At 47.3% G+C, this 23,235-nt stretch carries 15 protein-coding genes; 6 read left to right on the forward strand and 9 right to left on the reverse strand.

Annotated elements, in window-relative coordinates:
* Window position 1: 1 nt before the first annotated feature.
* The 4 genes from ACLVWP_RS15455 (at window position 2) to ACLVWP_RS15470 (ending at window position 2,211) form a co-directional block, all read left to right on the forward strand.
* Window positions 2–484: a hypothetical protein gene (locus ACLVWP_RS15455; protein WP_413558517.1), complete on the forward strand. Its 483-nt coding sequence runs from the start codon at window positions 2–4 to the stop codon at window positions 482–484.
* A gap of 58 nt (window positions 485–542) precedes the next feature.
* On the forward strand, window positions 543–995 hold the full coding sequence (locus ACLVWP_RS15460) for a hypothetical protein (RefSeq protein WP_413558519.1): 453 nt from the start codon (window positions 543–545) through the stop codon (window positions 993–995).
* A gap of 4 nt (window positions 996–999) precedes the next feature.
* Window positions 1,000–1,485, forward strand: a complete 486-nt coding sequence (locus ACLVWP_RS15465) for a hypothetical protein (RefSeq protein ID WP_413558521.1) — start codon at window positions 1,000–1,002, stop codon at window positions 1,483–1,485.
* An 81-nt stretch (window positions 1,486–1,566) separates the two neighbouring features.
* Window positions 1,567–2,211 (forward strand): hypothetical protein, encoded by a 645-nt coding sequence (locus ACLVWP_RS15470; RefSeq protein WP_413558523.1) that lies wholly within the window; start codon window positions 1,567–1,569, stop codon window positions 2,209–2,211.
* 9 nt (window positions 2,212–2,220) lie between these two features.
* On the opposite strand, the gene ACLVWP_RS15475 is transcribed toward ACLVWP_RS15470, so the two are convergent.
* From ACLVWP_RS15475 to ACLVWP_RS15505, 7 genes are all read right to left on the reverse strand, one after another.
* Window positions 2,221–4,317: a hypothetical protein gene (locus ACLVWP_RS15475; RefSeq protein WP_413558524.1), complete on the reverse strand. Its 2,097-nt coding sequence runs from the start codon at window positions 4,315–4,317 to the stop codon at window positions 2,221–2,223.
* Between the two features lie 138 nt (window positions 4,318–4,455).
* Window positions 4,456–7,173: a beta strand repeat-containing protein gene (locus ACLVWP_RS15480; RefSeq protein WP_413558525.1), complete on the reverse strand. Its 2,718-nt coding sequence runs from the start codon at window positions 7,171–7,173 to the stop codon at window positions 4,456–4,458.
* A gap of 249 nt (window positions 7,174–7,422) precedes the next feature.
* Window positions 7,423–9,531: a hypothetical protein gene (locus ACLVWP_RS15485; RefSeq protein ID WP_413558526.1), complete on the reverse strand. Its 2,109-nt coding sequence runs from the start codon at window positions 9,529–9,531 to the stop codon at window positions 7,423–7,425.
* 27 nt (window positions 9,532–9,558) lie between these two features.
* Window positions 9,559–13,869 (reverse strand): beta strand repeat-containing protein, encoded by a 4,311-nt coding sequence (locus ACLVWP_RS15490; RefSeq protein WP_413558528.1) that lies wholly within the window; start codon window positions 13,867–13,869, stop codon window positions 9,559–9,561.
* 331 nt (window positions 13,870–14,200) lie between these two features.
* Window positions 14,201–14,623, reverse strand: a complete 423-nt coding sequence (locus ACLVWP_RS15495) for a hypothetical protein (RefSeq protein ID WP_413558529.1) — start codon at window positions 14,621–14,623, stop codon at window positions 14,201–14,203.
* Window positions 14,624–14,765: 142 nt separating this feature from the next.
* Window positions 14,766–15,518 (reverse strand): DUF4423 domain-containing protein, encoded by a 753-nt coding sequence (locus ACLVWP_RS15500; RefSeq protein ID WP_413558530.1) that lies wholly within the window; start codon window positions 15,516–15,518, stop codon window positions 14,766–14,768.
* A gap of 36 nt (window positions 15,519–15,554) precedes the next feature.
* Entirely contained in the window at window positions 15,555–16,358 is an 804-nt protein-coding gene (locus ACLVWP_RS15505) for a TIGR02147 family protein (protein ID WP_413558531.1), read from the reverse strand.
* Between the two features lie 168 nt (window positions 16,359–16,526).
* Here ACLVWP_RS15505 and ACLVWP_RS15510 point away from each other — a divergent pair, with 168 nt between their 5' ends.
* Window positions 16,527–18,032 carry a serine/threonine-protein kinase gene (locus tag ACLVWP_RS15510; RefSeq protein WP_413558532.1) on the forward strand — a complete coding sequence of 502 codons (1,506 nt, stop codon included), beginning with the start codon at window positions 16,527–16,529 and terminating at the stop codon, window positions 18,030–18,032.
* A gap of 34 nt (window positions 18,033–18,066) precedes the next feature.
* On the opposite strand, the gene ACLVWP_RS15515 is transcribed toward ACLVWP_RS15510, so the two are convergent.
* Window positions 18,067–18,999 (reverse strand): diguanylate cyclase, encoded by a 933-nt coding sequence (locus tag ACLVWP_RS15515; RefSeq protein ID WP_413558533.1) that lies wholly within the window; start codon window positions 18,997–18,999, stop codon window positions 18,067–18,069.
* 101 nt (window positions 19,000–19,100) lie between these two features.
* Entirely contained in the window at window positions 19,101–20,420 is a 1,320-nt protein-coding gene (locus ACLVWP_RS15520) for a carbohydrate porin (protein WP_413558535.1), read from the reverse strand.
* Between the two features lie 92 nt (window positions 20,421–20,512).
* Here ACLVWP_RS15520 and ACLVWP_RS15525 point away from each other — a divergent pair, with 92 nt between their 5' ends.
* Complete coding sequence (locus tag ACLVWP_RS15525; protein WP_413558537.1) at window positions 20,513–23,206, forward strand: alpha-1,6-glucosidase domain-containing protein; 2,694 nt, start codon at window positions 20,513–20,515, stop codon at window positions 23,204–23,206.
* Window positions 23,207–23,235 lie beyond the last annotated feature (29 nt).

Raw genomic sequence — 23,235 nt, forward strand, 5'->3', positions numbered from 1 at the left:
AATGGATCAGAGAGAGACCCACAATCGTTTAGATAAAGTCCGCAAAGGTCTTAAGGCCAATGATGATCTTGAGATATCTATGAGTGATGATTTTTTTGATCGGCTTCATGACAAAATTATGTCTGAAGTCGAACAGACACAGATTGCACCAGCACCGTTGCTGATGCGTCCAAAAAATATGCTCAGAGCTCATTGGCGTGGTTGGCTTTATCCAACCGGGGGCATCATGTCACTCGCAGCAGCTGCGATGATGATTGTCCCCCATTTGGCAAAGGTAAATCAGGGTATGCAGCGTGCCGGACTTTTAAGTGATGGCCGCGAGAGAATTGTCATGGAAGCGATTTTATCTCCTGAAGACTTGTCCCAGACCTTAATCTCCAGTCAGACGGATTCTGACTTTTTTGTGGACGTAGCCAGCGAATCATCCGAAAATTTAACGATAGCTAAACTCAATAAAATTATAGGTGGTCGGGTCACACGCTGATCACCTTCGGGTGAAGATCGTGAGCTGGATTTATTCTTTTTTAATTCTAACAATTCTCATGCAGCCTCTTGCTGTGTTCGCTGAAAGCGCACCGTCTGTAGCTAAGCGAAACCAGCTTGAGGAACTCATGATCTGGAAAATGAGTGATGAGCTTAAGCTCACAGCTAAAGAAGAAAAATCTTTCTCTGAGATCATCAAAGATCTAAACAAAAAGAAATCCGATCTCAACAAAACCTTACAAACGTCATTAGAGTCGCTTGTTAAAATCCAAGATAAGAAAAAACTCGAGTTAGAGTTTTCTCTCTATAAAAAGAATCTTCAGTCATTTAATAAGATCAGCGAAGAAGAATTAGACAAATTGAAGCCTCTGTTAGGAACAGAGAGAACTGTTCAATACCTACAAATCAAGCAAGACCTTGCTACAAGAATTAAAGCAACCTTGACCAACCCTGATGCTGCGATGAAAGATGAGAAGAAGCCACTCCCGGCTCCGAAATTAATCATCGAGTAATTTAATGCCATTGCAACTTTCGTTTTCTATTGCGGATAAAACCACCACGCTTCTGTTGAAAGGAAGCTTGAATGAGTATGCATCCGCACTTGATGGTGTTGAAGTAAATCCGCAGTTCGATCTGAACTTGGATTTGAAAGATCTAATTTCCATCAACTCTTTGGGTATCAGAAATTTTCACTCATGGATTTATAGTATCGAATGCCAACGCCTGCGCTTGCTTCATTGCCCGCGAGTTTTCGTAAATCAAATGAATCTAGTCGATGGTTTTCTGCCGCCAAAAACAGAAATTGAAAGCTTCTTTGTTCCCTACTTTAGTGAAAAGACAGGTGAGGAAACTTCCGTACTTTTCACGAACTTCCTGGAATTCAAAAAAGTCGACGGCAAACTCAAACTAAACTTCCCCCAGGTGCTGGATTCCAAAGGCGTCCCAATGGAAATAGACGTTATTGGCGAGCAATACTTCCGCTTCCTTGAGCTCTATAGCTAACTGCATCCACAAGTGACTCCAAAAATAATTGCAAAATTCGCATTTGTGTGGCGACATGTTCCCAATTCTAGGTGGTGAATAATGTCTATGATCTCAAAGCTTGTTCTAACGGTAGTTTTATTTACAACACCATTCGCTGCATTCGCAGGTGACGAGTTGCTAAATGGTGGTGATGTGATCGCTTGCCCAGGCTTGGAAGTTCCTTCTTATCGCTCACTAGATATTTATGAGGGCGACAAAGTCTACGGTCTTCAACCGACAGCGATTGCGCATAACGATTTCAAAGTAATTTTGAAAACTTTGATTGATCGCATCGCTAAACACGATATCACACGCGCGAACTTGTATCGTTCTTATTTGCAAAGTTTAGAATCAGAAGTGCGTATGGTCACAGGCAGTGACTTCGGCAATATCAGAGATGAAGGTTGGATTGCGATCCCCAAAGGTTGTGAGCTTCAACAAGCAGCCGCACAATTCCGCGATCACTCACCGGACGGTGTTAAGTATCTTATAAATGGCTCGATCTGGACAAATTTGAATTCAGGCCATCGCGCTGCTTTGATCATGCACGAATTCATTTATCGTGAAGGATTGTTACCGCAAAATGATTTTAAGAACTCAGCGCGTGTTCGTTACTTCAATGCTTTCATTCACTCTGAGAAGTTCAAAACTCTGACAGCTGCAGAATACTGGAAAGCTGTTAACTTTGCGGGCTTCAAGAACTAGAAGCCCTTCTTAGTATCCGCGGAAAAACCAAACGGGGCTTGTGCATTTAATCGTACTTGATCCGTTACCGGCAGAACCAAGTCCAGAGCCTTTAACAACGCTGACTGTTCCCGAATACGAACCTGTACAGTAAATCGCGATGCGACCACCTCCACCGGCACCACCATATGAAGAATCACCATTGCCACCTTTTGCTGTGATTCCATTAGCAACTGAAATAATATTTGTGGCTGTGATCCAAATGCTGCCACCCGAACCACCACCACCGTAACCAAATCCGAAGTTCCCGCCGTCGGCGTTTAGATTTCCTCCGGCACCAATGGTCACACTGTTTGAAATAATCAGACGTAAGGCCCCGCCACCAGCGCCACCAATACCGCGCCCACTGGTATTGCTTCCTCCGCCAGATCCCTTCGTCACTGGCTCTGTCGCAGATCCTATTGTTGTTCCCCCAGCAGCGCCACCTGGGCTCGTGCCACCAACTCCGCCGTGACCACCACCGCCGCCGCCGGATGTGGATGCTCCGTTAGCTCCAGGCCTGTCACCTGCGTTTGCATTTGCACCGTCCAATGCAGAAATTTTAGCGGACGGAGATACTGTCAAATTGTTGTATGTATATGTGCCACTAGTGATCGTGGAGCTGACTGGAAAACTAAGATTGTTATTGGTGGTATCAACAAGAACGACAGAGCCAACAGTAGCCAATGTCGTAACTCCCCCACCAATTGCCACGCTATATGTGATCGACGAACTTAAAGTGCCTGAATAATGAAGAGCAATTCGACCTCCACCACCAGCGCCGCCATCGCCCGTGCCTCCAATTGCTTGGAATAATCCATTCCCGGCGATGTCTCCGGCTACAACCCAAACACTGCCGCCTGAACCGCCACCGGGCGTAGCCGATCCCGCTCCTACCTTGCCCGGCATTCCCTCTGCATCGATAGTCCCATTATTAGTCAGAGTCCCGGTAGCGATAAGCTTGATCGCTCCGCCACCCTCACCGCCAAATGCATAAGTGCCGGATAGCCCTCCACCCGAACCAACATCGACGGGCTCAATTGTTGAGCCGTAAGGCATTCCCGTACCAACTGTATTCGTCCCAGAGCCGCCGCCTCCGCCACGGCCTCCGTAACTTCCGCCACCGCATTCATTACCTGTGCAAAGACCTTTTCCAGCGCCATTGTTTCCTTTAGAACCTTGCCCCTGAACAGTTAAGCCCGCACCAGAACTGACAGTGATATTACGGAAAGAGTAAGTTCCATTCGCAACCTGAGATACACTGTTCACATACAAATCGTTATTCACAGAATCAATTAACAAAACAGATCCTGGATAACCGGCAAAGCCAGTTGATGAGCCACCATTTGCAGAAATTGTTCCGGAATGTGTTTTAGTGGCGTAGTAAACTGCGACAGCACCACCCCCGCCGCCACCTGAATAGGAATTAATACCAGAACCACCATTCGCTCTGATCGCCCCAACTCCCGCAAGTGTGCCAGCATCAATCCATATACTTCCGCCCGCACCACCGCCGGCCTTAGTTGCACCAGAGGAGCCAACGGCATTTCCACCATTTGCCGAAATATTTCCCGTGACTGTCAAAGTGCCTGATACAACAAGTTTAATCGCGCCGCCACCCGCACCAGGAGTGTTCGATCCCCCTGTGCCGCCGCCAGATCCCAAAGTAGTCGGCTGTAACGAGTTTGCATAAGGAGTACCGAAAGCACCCAGCTCGTCTCCGTAACCACCAAACCCACCATGACATCCGCCCATGGTCATCGCACCCTTGCACGGACCTGCATTCCCCGCAAAACCTTTTGCATCAGCATTGATGCTACCGGATCCCACGGTCATGGTTGTTGCATTGATAATCACACCGGAGTTGGTTCCAGTATCGCCGTTAATAGTCAGAGTGGAGTTAACTATCAAAGTATCGAAGGTGTATGTACCGACAGCAAAAGTTGTCGCAGCATTAATGGTTACGACACCAGCCGAAGTATAATCACCCGGAGTTCTAGCGCCCGACCAATTTTCATCTGCTGATGCGTTCACACTAGTGAACACTATACTTAAAACGATAAGAAAAACGTGCAAGAAATTATTCATCTTTTCATTTTAGTTAGCGCTAGATTCACATCAAAGATGAAACGGATGAACAGTCCTGAATGAGGCACACAAAGTGTTTCTTAGGTTAAAAAGAAAACTCTCGGAAACAGCATGTGTGCTATACGCAGACAGAGGGCCCTAATACCCTCTGAAGAGCCATGGCGAGGCCTTGATATTCACCCTCACTAATGTCGAGCACGCACTGGTGAGCGAGCCTGAAGAGGCCCTGACATAGATATCTCCGCCATTGTCGTATTTTACATTCGCGAAGTTGGCGACACCTAAAGATGTCGTGTGAGATCCCGAAAGATTACCTCCCGCCATGACAGTACACGCATTATCGACGTAAGCGACAATCGTGATCACTCCATTGAAAGTGATATCGATTAAATTATTTGGATCGCGGCCTTCCAACACTGGCTGAGTAGAAAAATCTTCTCCAACGATCGCAGTTGCTGGAGGTTGCATTGTGAATACCAATTGAGTTGCCGGATTTGTATCAACGACAACAGCGTTTGAACAAGCCGTACTTAGTGAACCCGCCACAGCTTTCAAGTAAATTGTCGACATGCGCGTGTAATTCATCGAAGAAAAAAATGCGAGCCCCGTGTAACTGCTATTGCTGGCTCCATTTAAAGTTTCAGTCGCCGGAATAGTACACGCAGAGTCTGAATAGGCTGTGATCGTCACTGCTGTGTTATAACTTGGGATCACATTACCGTCGGCATCTTGCGCGCCAACGACGGGACCCTGAGTCAAGTTGATACCTTGAACTGCTGTTGCAGATGGTTGTTGAGTAAATACGAGTGCCACTGCAGGACCATAACCATAAATATTACGAGTACCACTAGCTCCGGTTGAAGCACCCGAGCCGCCGGTCACCGATAAAGCACTGGTCGTTATACAAGTACCTGAACAATAAATAGCAATACGTCCACCACCGCCGCCACCACCTTTACGTGATGATATCGACGAGTCCCCAGCCCCTCCTTGTGCGATGACTGATGAGTTCGGAGCCGTCATGGTATTTGTATTGATCCAAATACTACCACCGGAACCACCACCACCACCGCCTGAACTTGCTGCAGCCCCAACGGCAAACCACTCGCCACCTTTCACAGAAAGAGAGGCTCCCGAGCTAATTGTCATCGCTCCGGAAACGACAAACTTCACGGCACCTCCACCACGACCAGGTTGTCCGTTAGATAGAGAGTAAAGCTTTCCTCCCCCGGATCCCATTTCTGTGGGAGCCGTCGCAGATCCATAAGTAGAACCGGCACTCGTTTTCGAACCGCTGGTACCTAAGCCACCATAGCTACCGCCACCTGTCGCATCATTGGAGGCGCTTGTACTCGCAACACCTTTACCAGGTCCTTCACCCGGAAGATTTCCATCTTGCGCCCATACGGTTGCATTCGCCGCGATTGTGACATTATTAAAGCTGTAAGTTCCATTAGTAAGAGAACACGACACTGGAAAAGTCAGATTGTGATTAGTGCTATCGATAACAACGACCGTACCTAAAGATCCATCTGAGTATGCTTGGGTTCCTTCGTTATTAGCTCCGTATGAAACGTCATATGTCAAAGATGAGCTATATTGAGTCGCATAGTAAACGGCAACCCTTCCTCCACCACCATTACCTTCAACTGCATAACCACCCTTCGCCTCGAATCCCCCAGAACCCAAAAGCCTATCGGCAACAATCCAGATACTGCCCCCAGAAGGTCCCCCTGGCTTATTCGATCCAGCAGCTATAGAGCCGCCACCATTTGATGTGATTTTTCCGTTTAAAGTCAGCGTACCTGTTGCAACAAGTTTTAGAGCTCCGCCACCAAAACCACCGTGATCTGATCCAGCTGCAGCCCCACCGGAACCTTTGGTTATTGGCTCCAAAGCCGAACCATAAGTAGGACCTGCTAAAACCCACGAACTTGCATAGCCGCCACGTCCGCCATGACTGGAGCCTGAAGCAACCGAGGCGTTTATTCCGCCCAAACCAGATCCGGCATTCGAAGCAAAGCCCAACTGATCAACCGACAGAGATCCCGTATTTGGGATCGTGATATTTCGAAATGTAAAAGTTCCGTTTGCCAACGTACTTGGAGATTTCACATAGAGATCATTGTTCGTAGAATCAATCAGCAATGCAGAACCGACTGAAGCAGCCCAAGTCCCACCGCCAGTTCCAGCTGGTGCAGTGATAGAACCCGTGAAAGAATTTGTACCGCTGTAACTGACAAGCACACGACCGCCACTACCGCCACCACTACTACTGCTATTTCCTCCACTCGCAGTAACGGCTCCTGCGCCAGATATATTAGTAGTTACAATCCAGACACTGCCACCCGCTCCGCCGCCTGCACTACCACTTGCAGCAGTGCCATTTGCCGAAACTGTTCCCGATAAAGTCAGCGAACTATTAACAACAATTTTAATTGCACCACCACCGAGCCCCGCAGTACCCGTACCAGGTCCACCACCAGAGCCTAACGTCGTTGGTTGTAATGGGTTTCCGTAGGCAGAACATGGTGAGCCTGCGACAGGAACTCCACCAAAGCCGCCGTGACATCCACCAAGTCTGCCAACGCCCGCGCCATCACCGGCTCCACCTGCGAACCCCGTACCTTGTGCACTGATGGTGCCCGTAACAGTCATACTATTAGCATTGATAATGACACCTGCACCAGCAAAGGAATTTGCAGTGACGGTCACTCCAGAATTTACGATGAGAGTATCGAAGGTATATGTGCCAGCTGCGAAGGTCGCATTCGCATCAACAGTGACAACACCTAACGATGTATAGTCACCAGCGGTCTGTGCACCTGACCAATTTACATCGGCAAATGCGTTCACAGTTGTGAGCAGAGAGAATAATAGAAGAAACAAAGTCCTACACATTTCGATCAACCTAACACGTTTGTACTACTTCTATTTTAGTGGTCGACTAGACCTTGTGACCATGGATTTTTCGCAATGAGTACAATTTGAGACTTTCGTTGTAACCAGTAGTTTGCTCGACTGAGCACTTGAAGATATCGAGCACAGTTTCTTAGATGAAAAATAAACGGATGGGAAACATCGTGCGTGCTATACCGAGTAGCCTCAATGCCCTCTAAAAAACCAAGGCACGGCAGATGCGAGTTGCTGCAAATAAGTGGTGCCGGGACTTCCTGCCACATTTCCAGTTCCTCCGGAGACGTTCAGTGTGCCAGAGTATGTTCCAGAATAATAAATGGCAATGCGACCACCGCCGCCACCGCCTCCATTATTAGTCCCGTCGAAACCCGAACCACCTTTAGCAATGATTCCATCTGTTACGGAACTAACGTTTTTAGTCGCAATCCAAATGCTGCCGCCAGAGCCACCACCGCAGCGATTTATATCAATCTTGTTTGCACCAGAAGCCGACAAAACGGCGCCGGTATTAACCGTCAGAGTTTCACTAATTATAAACTTAATCGCTCCGCCACCAGTTCCACCGATACCTGGGCTCGTACAACCACCGCCCCCTGAGCCTACATCGACAGGCTGAGTGTTCGATCCATAAGTCGTACCACCGGCGGCACCGCTGCCTCCGGATCCACCCGCACCACCGTAACCACCGCCACCGCCTCGGGTTCCGTTACTGGCACCTTTTCCCGTGCCCGTGTTTTGCCCTTGTCCTTCAATGGCAGTGACCACGGCATTCGCTGCGAGAGTCACATTTCTGTAAGTGTAAGTTCCATTTTGAATAGTGCTGGTGACTGGAAAAAGTAAATCATTCGTCGTCGAATTTATCACCACGGCAGAGCCTGGAGAAACACCGTCCTGCCACCCTTGTGTCCCGGGAGCCACGCCAATTGTTAGCGAGGAACTGATGGAGTTTGAATAGTAGATTGCAATTCGGCCTCCGGCACCCGCCCCGCCCCATTCGTTGTTGGAGCTATCGATACCACCATTGCCTCCGTTGGCACTAATAGTCCCAGAACCAAGCACCGATTGGGCGATGATCCAAATGCTGCCGCCCGATCCGCCGCCAGGATAGTATTGATCCTGGTACCAACCTTCACACCCCTCCGATGTCAGATATCCATCCACCGTCAGAGTTCCTGAAAGCACTAACTTAATAGCACCGCCGCCCCATCCACCAATGGCATTGGATTCGTTCATGCCGCCTCCAGATCCCATTGAGGTGGGTTCAATCATATTACCGTAGGTCGTCCCTCCGGCGATTGCTGCAAATCCTCCACGCCCTCCATGCCCGCCTCCGCTACCATATTGATACATTGTCAGACCGGGACCGGAACCTTGCTCTCCCTTTCCACCATGGCAGTCATTCCAAAGAACACCACCACTTTGAATCGTCAGGTTTCTAAAATTGTAAGTTCCATTTGAAATGGTCGAGGCAGATTTTATTAAAAGATCATTGTTTGTATAGTCGACCCACCAAACCGACCCCTGACTAGCTTTACCGTACGCCGAAGAAGTTCCCGCATTGGCCGTCGCACTGCCCGAAAATGTACTGGCAGAATAGTGAATGGCGACCCGGCCACCGCCACCCGCGCCTTGTCCATTTGCGCTGTTTGAACCGTTTGCTTGAATATTTCCCGAGCCGGCAAATGTAGCTGCTTTAATCCAAATACTTCCGCCAGATCCAGCGCCACCTTTTGTCCCGGCGGCACTTGAATCAGTCCCATTCATGCGAATCGTTCCACCCGCATTGACAGTCATTGTACCAGTGACCTCGAACTTGATAGCACCACCACCAAGACCTGCCGAGCTATTCATTCTGCCAGGAGAGCCGAGTGTGGTGGGATTTAACGGATCACCGTACACGTTACAATTTAACATTACTACGGGAAAGCCGCCCCATCCTCCGTGGCATCCACCACCGGCAGCAGTTCCTGATCCTGCTTGACCCGCGCCTGGTGCAGAAGCTGCGGTAAACCCAGCACCATCCCCATTCACGGTACCACTGATTGTAACGGTGGAAGCATTAATGACGACCCCGGTACCTGCCGCGGTATCCCCTTGAATAGTTAATGTGCGTGAAGAGTTCACAACCAGAGTTGAAAAATAATAGGTGCCGGGATTTAGAGTGACCGCGCCCGTAATCGTGACAACACCCGAAGCGGTGTAATCTCCCGGTGGTTTGGTCACAGCACTCCAGTTCTCATCAGCATGAGAAACAGAAGCCGCTAAAAGTGACAAACAAACAACCCAGACGTTCAAATTAAAATCTCCAGATTTTTTTAAATACTAATTCGCGTAGCCGCTGCTCCAATTCACATAAACTTTCGAACCAATGCGCATAAAGGAATATACAGCGTTCGTACCTGATGGAGTTGCATTGGCCGGCAGGAAATAGAAATCTCCAGAACCGGCAGTCCCCGACAAAGCATCCGGAGACGTTTGAGAGAATCTACAAGAGTTCGTGAAAGACGTGGTCGTGATCGCCAAAGTATAAACACCACCATCAACCATATTTTGGAACGTCAATGCAGTTCCACAGTTGGCCGTGATGGTTTGAGTATTACCATTCGACCAATCAACTGTTGTGCCCGAAGGTACAGTATAACTCTTACCGCGAATAGATCCTGTTACCACCAACGCTTCACCCGAAGTTGGAGCATTGACAGTCACATTACCCGCACTGGCAACAGTGATGCGGTTTGCACCGTTTGTTTCGATACTAAAGCCATAAGGATCATTCGTACCAACACTGCCTGCAGCCGTGAACGAGTTACCACCATTCAACAGCACACCTGTCGATGAAGTTGAGTTCACACTCACCACTCCACTCGCCACCGAAAGTCCCGTACCCACTTGCATGATACCGGCTGTCGATGCTGTCGCAAGATCAACTGAAATCACTGGAGTTGTTGTGCCGTTAGATACTTGCACTGGAGAAGTTCCTGAAACACTCGTTACACCTGTTGAAGGAGCCGCAGCCCACTTCATACCACCCGTTACCGCAGAATCCGCAGTCAGGATGTAACCATTCGTACCTGCAGGCAGACGAACGTTTTTATTTGTCGAACCATCATGAACAATCAAATCACCTTTAGTTGTTGATGGAGCCAATGCATTAAATGCCGCTGCGGCCGTCGTTTCACCCGTACCACCGCTTGCGATTGGCACTGTATTCAAAACGATATTTGAACCAACAACTGCTAATGGAGATGAAGTGCCGAGCACTGTATATGTACCAGTGCCTGTTCTTTGCACGATACCAGTACCAACGATGGATGAAAGATCTGGAGCCGCAGCCACACTGATCTCACCACCGGCAGTTACGTTAAGACCCGTACCGACTGAAACAGCACCTAGCGCTGAGGCTGTCGCCGCATTAATTGAAATAACCGGAGTTGTAGTACCCGATACAGCAATTGGTGAAGTTCCTGAAATACTTGTCACACCAGCAGACGGAGCATTGATCCATTGCAAACCACCTGCTGTCGAAGACAAGATCTGACCAGCAGTACCGCGTGCGATACGAACGTTGTTCGTACCATCATGAGTTAGCAAATCACCCGCTGTCGTTAGTGGCGATAAATTATCGAAACCCGCAGTTTTAGTAGTACCACCCGTACCACCACCAGCAATACCCAAAGTACTTGCCAATGAAGTTGCCACGATATTCGTTAAGTCAGAACCATCCAAAGCTGGCAATTTACCGCCCGTTTGAACTTGAACAGCTTGACCAACACCCGTACCGAAATTCACGCTCGCTACACCAGATGAAACTGTGATACCTGAAGTTGTGGCATTCGAGTTGAATTGCACAACACCTTTAGCAGCATATGTTGCATCCCCTGGGGCCGAACCCGTCGCATCGTCTGCGATCACCCATTTACCTGAACCAGAAGAGTCGTATTTTAGAATTTTTCCATTCGCGATACCTGTAGTATCTACTTCAACGCCTTTGATTTTCCCAACGACTGTTGTTGATTGCGAACCCGTCACATCACCAGCCAAACTACCCGAAAAATTTGTTACCGACGTCGGAGCAGCAATCCACTGAAGACCACTTGCTGTCGAAGAAAGAATCTGGCCAGCAGTCCCACGAGCCATACGCACGTTATTTGTACCGTCGTGAGTTAAAATATCTCCCGCAGTCGACAATGGAGATTGAAAGATACCTGTTAAATCAGAACCATCCAGGGCTGGCAGTTTGCCACCTGTTTGAACTTGTACAACATTTCCTACCGCTGTACCGAAATTCAATTTCGCAACACCAGAACCATTCACAACAACACCGGACGTTGCCGCATTCGTATCAAATTGCACGAGGCCTGTTGCCGAGTAAGATGCCACACCTGGCGCGCCACCCGTATTGTCATCACCAAGAACCCACTTACCACCACCCGCAGAGTCGTATTTCAAAACTTTGCCAGTCGCGATACCTGTCGTATCCACGGTGATACCTTTGATTTTATCAACTGATGTTGTTGTTTGAGTGCCAGAAACATCTCCTGACAAAGAACCCGAGAAATTTGTCGCAGAAGTTGGAGCTGGCAAGTTCGTCAATTGCGAACCGTCAATCGCAGGCAATTTGCCCGTGCCATCCAAGGCCACGATTTTTCCAGCTGTAGTTCCTGTATCAACAACCAAAGAACCCGTATTTAAAGTCAAACCAGAACCATAAGACAAACTTAGATCAGTACCCACAACATTAAGTGGAGCCGCAGTTCCAAGAGCCGCATAAGTGCCAGCACCTGTTCTTTGAACGATACCTGTTCCAGTGATCGTCGTCAGATCCGTCGCTGTTGGCGAAGCCCATTTCACACCCGCGGCCACGGCCGAATCAGCTGTTAAAACTTGTCCATTTGTCCCAACGGCCAAAGAAATATTATTAGTTCCATTGTGAGTAACGATACTGCCTTTAGCAGCCAATGGAGAAAGCGCATCGAAAGCAGCTGTCTTAGTTGAAGCTCCCGTACCACCACTTGCGATTGGCAAGATACCTGACAAAGAACTCGCTACGATGTTCGTTAAATCAGAACCATCCAACGCTGGTAATTTACCACCCGTTTGCACTTGCACAGCCTGACCAACACCCGTACCAAAATTCACACTCGCCACACCAGAGGAAACCGTAATACCTGAAGTCGTCGCGTTCGAGTTGAACTGAACAACACCTTTTGCGGCATAAGATGCATCAACAGGTGAACCACCCGTCGCATCGTCTGCGATCACCCATTTACCAGAACCTGATGAATCGTATTTAAGAATTTTACCGTTGGCGATGCCAGTAGTATCAACTTCGACACCTTTGATTTTTCCAACGACCGTCGTACTTTGCCCACCTGTCACATCACCAGACAGTGAACCCGAAAAATTTGTAGCAGAAGTTGGACTTGGCAAGTTCGTCAATTGCGAACCGTCAATCGCTGGCAATTTACCAGTACCGTCCAATTTTACGATCTGATTATTGCCCGTACCGAAATTAACTTTCGCAACACCACTCGATATATCAATACCCGAAGTAGCGGCATTCGTATCGAACTGAACAACACCTTTAACTGTATAAGAAGAATCTGAAACTGTAGAGCCCGTGTTATCGTCGTCGAATACCAACGAACCGCCCGAGTATTTCAACACCTTACCATTGGCAGCACCCGTTGTAACAACGGTCATACCTTTCACTTTATCTACAGAAGTGGCAGATTGAGTCCCCGTCACATCACCTGATAGTGAACCCGAAAAATTCGTCGCAGTACCTGCAGTAGTAGCAGATGTCGCCGAAGACGCCACGATGTTCGTCAATGCAGAACCATCCACCGCAGGAAGCTTACCAGTCGCATCCAACTTCACAAGTTGATTTGCACCAGTACCCGCATTCACTCTTGCAACACCACCTGTAACAACGATTCCAGAAGTCGCTGCATCTGTCAGGAATTGCACCAAACCTTTAATAGAGTATGAAGCATCCATAGAGCCCGAGCCCGATGGCACTCCACAACTAAATACCGAACCGTTATAAGTAAGATACTGACCTGTCGTACAAGTACCTAGATCGATTTTTCTAACGTAGTCAGTTGCAACTAAGCCACCTAAAGTTTCAGCAGAAAGAGCATTCGTTGCATAAGGCACGGAACGAATCTCTGCCGCTGGAGTGATATGATTCCAACCACCAGTACCATTTGGATTAAATTGAACATCCAAGAAACGTCTGTCATTTGCAGAAACTAAGAAAGTACCACCCTCAGCACAACTAATCGTCGCTGAGTTATTCATGAACTGATGTACTTTTGCTGATGAATTAGGAAAGTCTGCTGTACCTTCACCGATTGCTACGTCGAACAAACCATCCGCAGAAATAGGAACCAGATCTTTCTGTTCGCGATACAAAGTACAGTTAGGATTATTACCGCCCGCCTTATCAATCATGATTGAAAAGCTGAACGAAGCCATGGTGAAACCTGGATTACCGCCTGTTGAACTCGTAATACGACCTTGATAAGAGAAAGTTGAAGGCGTGGCAAAGCTCACAATAGATGTGAATAGAGAAGTGAACAGAATCACGATTCGCATTTTACTGAATCTTGAATATGTAGTTCTTTTCACACGTCCTCCACGTACATACAGAAAAGCGACTTTGACTCCATATTCTTCGGTTGATATTCAGAATTCCTAGAGATTTCCCTAAGATGCAAATCGTGAACTCCGAGGAAACACCGTGATTAGACCAACGTCCAATCGCGTTTTTGCGTCAGATTGAGACAACCAAAACCGTTTCATTGTTAAGGAATAATGAAAAGTCCTTCAGTATGACGAACAGAAGTTCTTGAATTTGTGAGTGAAAATAAAAGAGATGTGGGGGTCTCACATATGAGATTACGTGAGAGAAGTCGAAAAAGTCTGGCAATTTGCCAGACTAGATACAATGCCGGTGGATTTATCTCGCACTGAGCGCGTAGTAGCTTTGGGAACGCTGAAGAGCCACGCACAGTTCATCTAATTGGCGCTGTTGAGACGCGATTTTACTCGGCGTCTGACAAGCAAGCACAAGACAAGATTCAGCGACGAACTCATCTTGGCTTTCCTTACCCGTGCATTTTTGAATCACGTCTGCCAACAATACCTGGGAGTGCCCCATGGGATCGCTCGAAGGATATCTGTTTTTTCTCGACGCTTGAGAGGAAGACGCCGTCTCTGTACTCCCCGTCGAAGACGATGCAAGTTCCGTTGATTCACTCGTCACAAAACCGGAAGTCTGACCAATCAAATTATCCGTCCCAAGCTTTGCGCAGTTCTGATAGCCCATCATAACGACAGGTGTTCCAACGATGAGTGCCAACTTAACCAGTGATAACTTCATTCCGCCTCCAGCAGACTTCATGAATGCAAAAATGGGGCACAGCACTTTTAAAGCTAGCTACAGGCTTGATTGATTTTAAGGTGTTCATTCTTTGAAAATCGCTCAGTAGCTAAACAGCACTGCGTGCGATTCAATTTGAGAATTAAGAAGGGAATTCTTTATCAGTCACATCAGTCAGCGGATAAAGCTGAATGCTCAAGTTATACACTTCTGTCTTCGGGCCATCTTCCAACAACAAACACAGCTTGCGACGGAACTGAGTGATAAGCTGTTTAGCTTCCTCGAACTTTGAAACATTGATGGGCATCGTGATCGTAGTGAAGTTGCGTTTTGTGGGCGGCACTGTCACCAGGACATCCTCTGATTTCTTAAGATTGGCAACATGCCCCTGCACGATCGCCGATCGAGGAATATCTGTTGTCGTCGTAAATTGCTCCGGCACACGCAACCAACGATCATTCTTCATTTTGATGATCTTTAGCGACTCCAACAATGAAATACATTCTTCGATTTTTTCAACTGGCAAAGCCAACCTCTTGGCCATCCACTCCGAAGAACTTTCAAAATCATCAGTTTTCATTAAGTTCAACAGTGCGTACGGTTCCCAGCTGGTAATCATGCGCAATTCTTGCTCTTCCAAAACTTTCTGGGCGTTCATGCGCTTTGCACGAACCGTCACGAAACTAGCAAGAGTTGCTTGCTCTTCTTGGCTTAAGCTCAGTCCATAAGAAATTCTGTTGGAGTAGTGATCACTCAAAGGACGGCGTTCATGAAAGATCTCATTCAAACGCCCCGGAGATATACCTGCTTTTTGAGCCAACGCACGCATAGAGAAACGCGGATTTTTCTTCTGCATCTCTTCCAGCTTGTTACTCAAAAAAAGGTTTAAGGTCATTGGTATCTCCCTGGGGAGATACCTTAGCTTAGGGTTCTAAACTTTATCAAGCTCAACGCGTGGCGACTCAACCAGATTCGCTCCAGTAGCGGCCTTCATCGTGTCCAGTGGAACCGACAGTGGGAACATTTGAATGTTTAGAGAGTAAACTTCACTCTGTGTGCCCTGTTGCAATAGACGCAAAATACGACCACGAAAGCGCTCAATCATGCGCTCAGCCACTGGAATCTGCTGCGGATTCACCGTCAACGTGACACCTGTGTAACTAGAGTTCAATTCGGTGTCCATGGCTTGGCTCGCCTTTTCGAGATGCTTCTTGTAGTACTCGCGGCTCTCCGGATTTGCACACTCATAAGAAGTGATGAGACGGCGATGCACGATCTCGATACCACGCTCTTCCTGACGGATAAGCTCCATGCTCTCAAGATTGGCCAGGCCCTTTTCAACCACTTCAACTGGGAGAGCCAAACGTTCTGCGATCCAATTCACGTCGTCATTTCCATTGGAGATGCGAAGTAGGTTTAGAATTGCGTACTCTTCCCAACCACCCAACAAATTGCCGTTTTTCACACCCAGAACGCGGTCTGAGCTAAAACGACGAGATGTTACAGAGATGTATGATCTCAACTGTTGGCGTTCGTCTTGGTTAAGACCTAAGCCTGTCGAGATTTTTTCAAAGTAGAACTCGCTCAACGGGCGTTTGCCACGGATCAGCTCGCTTAAGCGACCTGGCGTGATGCCGATTTTGTAGGCCACCATACGTAGGGAAATACGACGGTTGGCTTTGCGAAGCTCTTCGAACTTATTCATCATGAATTCTGTGATAGTCTGGTTTTGCATAAACACAGTATTGTGCAAAGCTTTTACATTATCCAAGAACTACAAGGGGTTAAGCTCAGTAACCGCTCCCTGAGTACGAACACGGGAACGATGTTTCTCATTATGGAACAGTATTTCGGCTCATATTTCTTATTGTCGAAGGGAAATAAACCGAAAAGTTATTTAGTCATGACAACTCAGAAAAAGATCGGCTCATATCAAATTATCAAGCGCATTGCTGAAGGCGGCATGGCCGAAGTCTATTTGGGCATGACCGAGTCGCGCTTTGGCGTCAGCAAGCTCGTGGCGATCAAAACTACTCTGCCGAATCTGCCTAATATCGAGTTGTACAAAGAGATGTTCTTTAAAGAAATCCGTGTCAGCGCCAATCTCAATCACCAAAACATCGGCAAGATTTACGACTTCGGAATGCACGAAGATCGCGCCTATATGGTGATGGAGTACATCCACGGTGTGACGTTGCGGGACTTGATGGCCTATCACCGCGACAAAGAAGAACCGCTTAGCACGGCATTCATTCTTTATATTATTCATCAAGTATCCGTGGCTTTGGCGTATGCCTATCAGTCCGTGGACCCGCAAACAGGAACACCACTGAAACTTATCCATCGCGATATCAGCCCTCACAATATTTTGGTGTCCTTCGAGGGTGAAGTAAAAATCATCGACTTCGGAATCGCCAAAGCAAGTATCGAAGCTGAAGAAACTCAACTGGGACAAGTGAAAGGCAAAGTCGCCTACATGAGCCCTGAGCAAATCAATCGCGAAGAGCTCGACAACCGCACTGATATCTTTTCGTTGGGTATCGTGTTCTGGGAGCTTTTAGCCAATGCTCGCTTCTTTGGAGGCAGCAACGTCGGTGAAGTGAAGGATTCTATTCGTCTGTATGATGTGATGAATCTGCCGACAGCAATCATCAAAGACCGCTCTGAAGATCTTTTAAGTGTCCTGCCAAGAATGCTTCATCAAGATCCGAACCAACGCGCTTCTGATGCGAACGAGTTGGCTCGTCAAATCGGCACTTTACTTTCGAGCAAACACCCCGATTTTTCCGCACTTGCATTGGCTGATTATTTAAAAGAAGTTTTCGCAGTTACTTATAAAGACACGATGGAAGAAATCAGAAACTTCGTACTTGAAGACGAAGAGACTATGACGATCAGTGAGACCGCAAGTGCCGAAGAGATCATGTCGATCCTGACCCACAACTCGATCTCGGATCCTAGTCTGTTGTTGCGCGGTGGACCTCTCCCGCCGCCACCACCTGAGTACACTCCACCGCCGCCGTTTTTTTCGACACCACGATTAAGAACTGCGCCAATTAAGAATATTCCAAATCGCCCTCTTCATGAGAGTGGCAAGATCAGCAATATCCTATGGGGTGGTCTTGCCATTGCTGCTGTTCTAACGATTGGCTTGCTGATGGGTCAAAACACTCTGGATTCACAAAGAGTTCAAGCAGAGGCGAAGGTCGAAGTGCCACAATTAACACCGCTTCCTCCTCGTAGAGTTGTGGCTCAACCACAGATTCCGGCTCCGCCGAGTCCGTTTAAAAAGCCACCTACTTATTCACAGAACTATCGCAAGAATCACAAAGCCCGCACACCTTCTTCAACGAAGGCCGCTGCCGCAAAAAAGAAACCTCTAAAAAATCAAAAGAGTCACAATAGATAATAAAAAAGGGAACCCAAGGGTTCCCTTCTTGTTTTTAAGGAGCAACCGTCACGCGGTTTCTACCGCCTTGTTTTGATTGATACAAGGCTTTATCGGCACGTTCATACAGTTGAGTCCACTCTGTTTCTGCCGCGTACTTAGTCGCGATACCCACAGAGATTGTCACTGCGATTTTTTTACCTTCGAAAGTGAATTCGCTAGTTTCGATAGTGTGGCGAATACGTTCACCGACTTCAGCTGCGACTTTCGCGTTAGAGCCAGAAAGAAGTAAAACGAATTCCTCACCACCGTAACGAGCAAAGAAGTCATTCGCACGGATCAATTTCATGATCACAATACGGCAAAGTTCTTTCAGTACGTAGTCACCACCTGGATGGCCGTAACTGTCATTGATTTTCTTGAAATGGTCGATATCGAATGTCACCAAACTCAATGGCTCATTCAACACTTCAGAACGCTTCATCGCCTCAGGGCCTTTTTCAATCAAAGCACCCTTAGAGTGAGCACCCGTCAACGCATCTTTTTGCGCACGTTCGTACAACGCTGAAGTACTCATCGCTTCCAAGCTGCCTTTTTCAAGGAACTTGAAAATCACGTTGCCCGTTTTGATTTGATCGTTGTTCTTAAGCAAACAAGAAGCTAGCGCTGGAATCGTTTGTCCATTCACAACTGTCTTGTTGGTTGAGCCCAAATCGATGATCGATACTTCACTGCCATTCACTGCGAATTTTGCATGTGAGCGACTTAAAGATTTATCGTCGATGTAAACTTGGCTTTCAACAGAGCGACCAATAGTAATGTCACTTGCTGTGATAGGATATTGTTTACCGACGTAACCTGGAGGACCAATCAACACAAGAACTGCAGGTGGAACTTCGTCCGCCTCGCGCAGTCTGCCTTTGAAGGTATCACTCGCAACAATACTGGTTTTTTCTAAATTATCAGAAGAATCGTCATTATGAGCCATGACGATAATTATAGGTAAGGGAGCGATCTGTGACAATGAAGCATCACTCCCCTAGTCTCTTGGACAGTACCGGGGGACCCCGGCACTAAAGTCTGGCTTGATTAGAACCAAGCCTCGAATTGGTAACCTACGTTCAAACCGCTGCTTTTATCAGCAAATGTTGGAGCGCTAGAACCGATATAAGAGCTGCCTTTGTTGGCATCATTCCAGAATGAGTAGGCCGCATAAGCGCGAAGAACTGGACGACCCCAGATGCTCTTACCGATTGAAAGCTGAGGAGCGATTGCAACTCGGCCCAGTTCGCGAACACCTACTGCTACGCCGCCGACTTTTTCGCTTTCATTTTCATAGCGAGAGAAACCGAACTCTGTCGCCAATTGGAAACGATCTGTGAAGTTATAAACCGGACGAACACCGATAGCTTGCCATTGAACTTTGTTGTCTGTGTCGGCACCAGTGCTGCCTTGGCTTGCTGCCACACCAAAGAACACGCCCCATTTTTCAGTAACATCCATATGCCAGTCTTCAACGATGCGAACATTCCAGGCTTTGTTTTGAGCCATTTGGTCTGCTTCAGCCGTATCAACAGTGCTGCTACCATAAACGTTGAAATCTTTCATCGCACCTTGGCCGTACTCTACTACAAATTTGTTGTAGCCAGGACCAACCTTGCCTTCAAGTTTCGTCGCTAGAACGTAACCATTCGTGGAATCAAAGTGCTGAGTAGCACCGTTGTCGCTCGCTTTAGCCCAAGCATACACACCCCAGAAGCTGATGTTCTGTTCGGCAAACACTGGAATCGTAGAATAACGAACGTCCCAGATATTCAAAACCGGACGACCAATAGATGTTGTGTTGAATTCTTCGTTCGCTTGGATCAAGTTTGCGATCGCAAGTTTACCCGTGCCCAATGGAATTTGCTCGATACCGGCACCAACGCCAGCCATCTCTGCATAGTAATACCAATCCCAGATGTACATATCGACATCACGATAAAATCTTTTACCAACCCAGTACTCCATCGGCATACCATCGATGCCACCGGCTTTAACGTAAGCTTCGATTTCAGACTTTGGAGTCGTGATCGTAGCGGGGGTGGAGGTTACCGTCGTACGGTTCGATTCCCATTGACGCAAACCCTCGGAACTATACGCGTAGCGTAGTTGCGTTCTGAAGAAGCTCGCATCGTCCGCAGTTGCTTTTTTATTATGGAAAACAAATCCCAATTCCGTATAGAAATCGCATTCATTTCCTAAACGCATGAAATTACCCGGCAAACCAGAATTGCGGAAGCATTCCATTTTGCCGCCCTCTTGGTTTACACCTGTTCCCCCACGCATATATGTGGTGAAGTCTGCCTCGAGAGCAAGCGCGTTAAGTGACGTCATCAAAATCGTAAGAACCCAAAACATTTTTTTCATACCCTATTCCTTGAAAAACCCGAGCCTTACCCATAAAGTCCGCGCTGGCCAGAATTTATGCATGGAATTAGCAAAAAAGTTAAGGGGATAACTTGCTAGATCGAAGCTTGAAGCACTTGTGCACGACAATCATATATACATTGATTTCATTTCTATCAGTCAACGTGGCGTCCGCTGCTATGGCGGCTTCTGCGCCTGCGCGCGCGCAATGGCTAAGCTCTCAAAAGATGTTGGTTAAGCTTCCGCAAGGTTTGCGTGTGGCCGACAACATGATGTTTCAATTGGCTAACTCCGAAGTTAATTTCAAAGACGTTCCACGCACTTATCCTCTTCCAGTGATTCAACGTCAGGATAACTACGCCGTAGTTTCTACCGCTTCTTTGAACCGTCAAATTATCGAGGAGTTGATCCATCGTCCTTTGAAGGTTTTCGTAACAAACGATCAGAATCAGCTGCTTGATTCGACACCGATTCAGTACGCAGGCCTTCTTGATGAGCTTTATGCATATCGTGGGAATGATTTAGGTTTAACGAATTTGGGTTCTCAGTTTCAGTTGAAGCTGTGGGCTCCGACGGCGTTGAGTGTGCGTGTGGCTTTGTTTGCTTCGCCGACAGCGATGCAATCAGATGTTGTACTAATCCCAACTTATCAAAACGGAGTTTGGACGACACTTGTTCCTCGCCAGTACCAAAATTATTACTATCTTTATGAAGTGACTGTTTATCAGCCACTTACTGATCGTATGGAAACGTCTTTGGTGACAGATCCTTACTCCATTAGTCTTGCGATGAATGGTGCAAAATCTCAACTGGTAGATTTGGATAGCGGCGAGTCTAAACCATATGGATGGGATAACCTGACAAAACCTTATCTGAATTCATTCAAAGACATAACAATCTATGAATTGCATGTCCGTGATTTCAGCGCGAACGACGAAAGCATCCCTTTTGTCTATCGCGGAACTTACGATGCCTTTGCTCAATTCGGTGGCCAAGGTGCTCAATATCTAAGATCTTTGGCAGAGGCTGGCCTTACTCACGTTCACTTGTTGCCATTCAATGATTTTGGTTCCGTGAACGAGGACCGCTCTTCTTGGGAGTCGATCAATTCGTCTTCTAGCAACTTGCAAGATGCTCAAGGTGCTTTATCTCAGATCCGTGCTCGTGATGCCTTCAACTGGGGTTACGATCCGGTTCACTTCTTTGTTCCAGATGGATCTTATGCGATGGACCCTCAAGGTCTTTCTCGTGTTCGTGAAACCAGAACAATGGTGCAAGCGTTAAACTCTTTGGGTCTGCGTGTGGTTCAAGACGTGGTTTTCAATCACACTTATGAAAATGGGCTCAGTGCTTTTTCCGTTTTCGATAAAATCGTGCCTTTGTACTACTATCGCCTGACTGACGATGGTTACACCTACAACAGTTCTTGCTGCGCAGACACTGCCAGCGAAAACTTCATGATGGAAAAGCTGATCGTAGACAGCGTTGTTCACTGGGCAAAAAACTATAAAATCGATGGTTTCCGTTTCGATTTGATGTCCTTCCACTCCCGCTCAACGTTGATGAAAGTGAAAGAGGCTTTGCGCTCTTTGACAGTACAAAACGACGGCGTAGATGGTTCTCGCATCTATATATATGGTGAAGCTTGGCCGTTTGGTTCTTTCTATTCTAAGAACCCACAAGAGTCGATGAGCCAACTCAACGCTTACGGTTCTGGCATTGGTTTCTTTAATGATCGTCTGCGCGATGCTGTTCGTGGCGGTACGACAAGTTCTTCTGAAAAATCGGATCAAGGTTTTGCGACGGGATTGTATTTCGATTTCAATCACGAGCCTGCAAACCAAAACACGCCAACGAATATCAACGACCAGATGGATAAAATCCGTCACTTGGGCGATGTTATCAAAGTGGGCTTGGCAGGTAACTTGCGTGATTTCTCTTTCCGTGAACACTACGGCAGCGTGATCACCGGCGGCCAACTTAATTACCGCAACTCCCCTGTTGCGACATCGGCTGAACCTATTGAAACTATCAACTACGTTTCTGCTCATGATGGCTACACATTGTGGGATGCAGTTCAGGCGAAAGCTCCGTTCTATGCTCCGAATCGTATCCCAACGACAGCGACTGCAAGTGAACGTCAACGTATGCACCAATTGGCTATGGCGATTCCATTGCTCAGCCAAGGTGTTCCGTTCATGGAAGCGGGCGTAGAGTTGCTTCGTTCTAAAAATGGCGATCAAGACTCTTACGATTCTGGTGACTATTTCAATCGTATTAATTGGACAGGCGCTGACAACTATTGGGGTCAAGGCCTGCCACCGGCTTGGAAGAACTATAATGACTGGTCTTTCTGGCAACCACGTTTGCAAAGTGCTGATCTTAAAGTCACTCCGCAATTGATTGCGCAAACGGCGAACTACTATAAAGCTTTGCTTCGCGTTCGTAAGAGCAGCTCTCTGTTTAAAATGAACTCCCTTGAAGAGATCATGAAAGGCTTGGTTTTCATCGACAATGAAAACGCAATCGAGCCTGGTTTGATCTCTATGGTTCTTCATGATGAGCACGAAGCTCTATTGGTTATTTTCAATAGCTCGAGATTGCCTCGAGTCTTTTCTCACAAAGTTTTGGGTTATAAATGGGGCTTCCATCCTCAATTTACTCCGTCTGTAGATCCTGTGCTTGCACAAGTGGTTCACACACGAGCTCAAAATCAAATCCAGATTCCAGGGATGACGACAGTTGTTCTGAAGATGATCGGTTCTCCAAACATGGGTGTTAAGTAATGCGGTATTATTTGTTCCTTCTTATTACC

It is taken from the genome of Bdellovibrio sp. HCB209, from assembly GCF_047306065.1.
GTDB lineage: Bacteria > Bdellovibrionota > Bdellovibrionia > Bdellovibrionales > Bdellovibrionaceae > Bdellovibrio.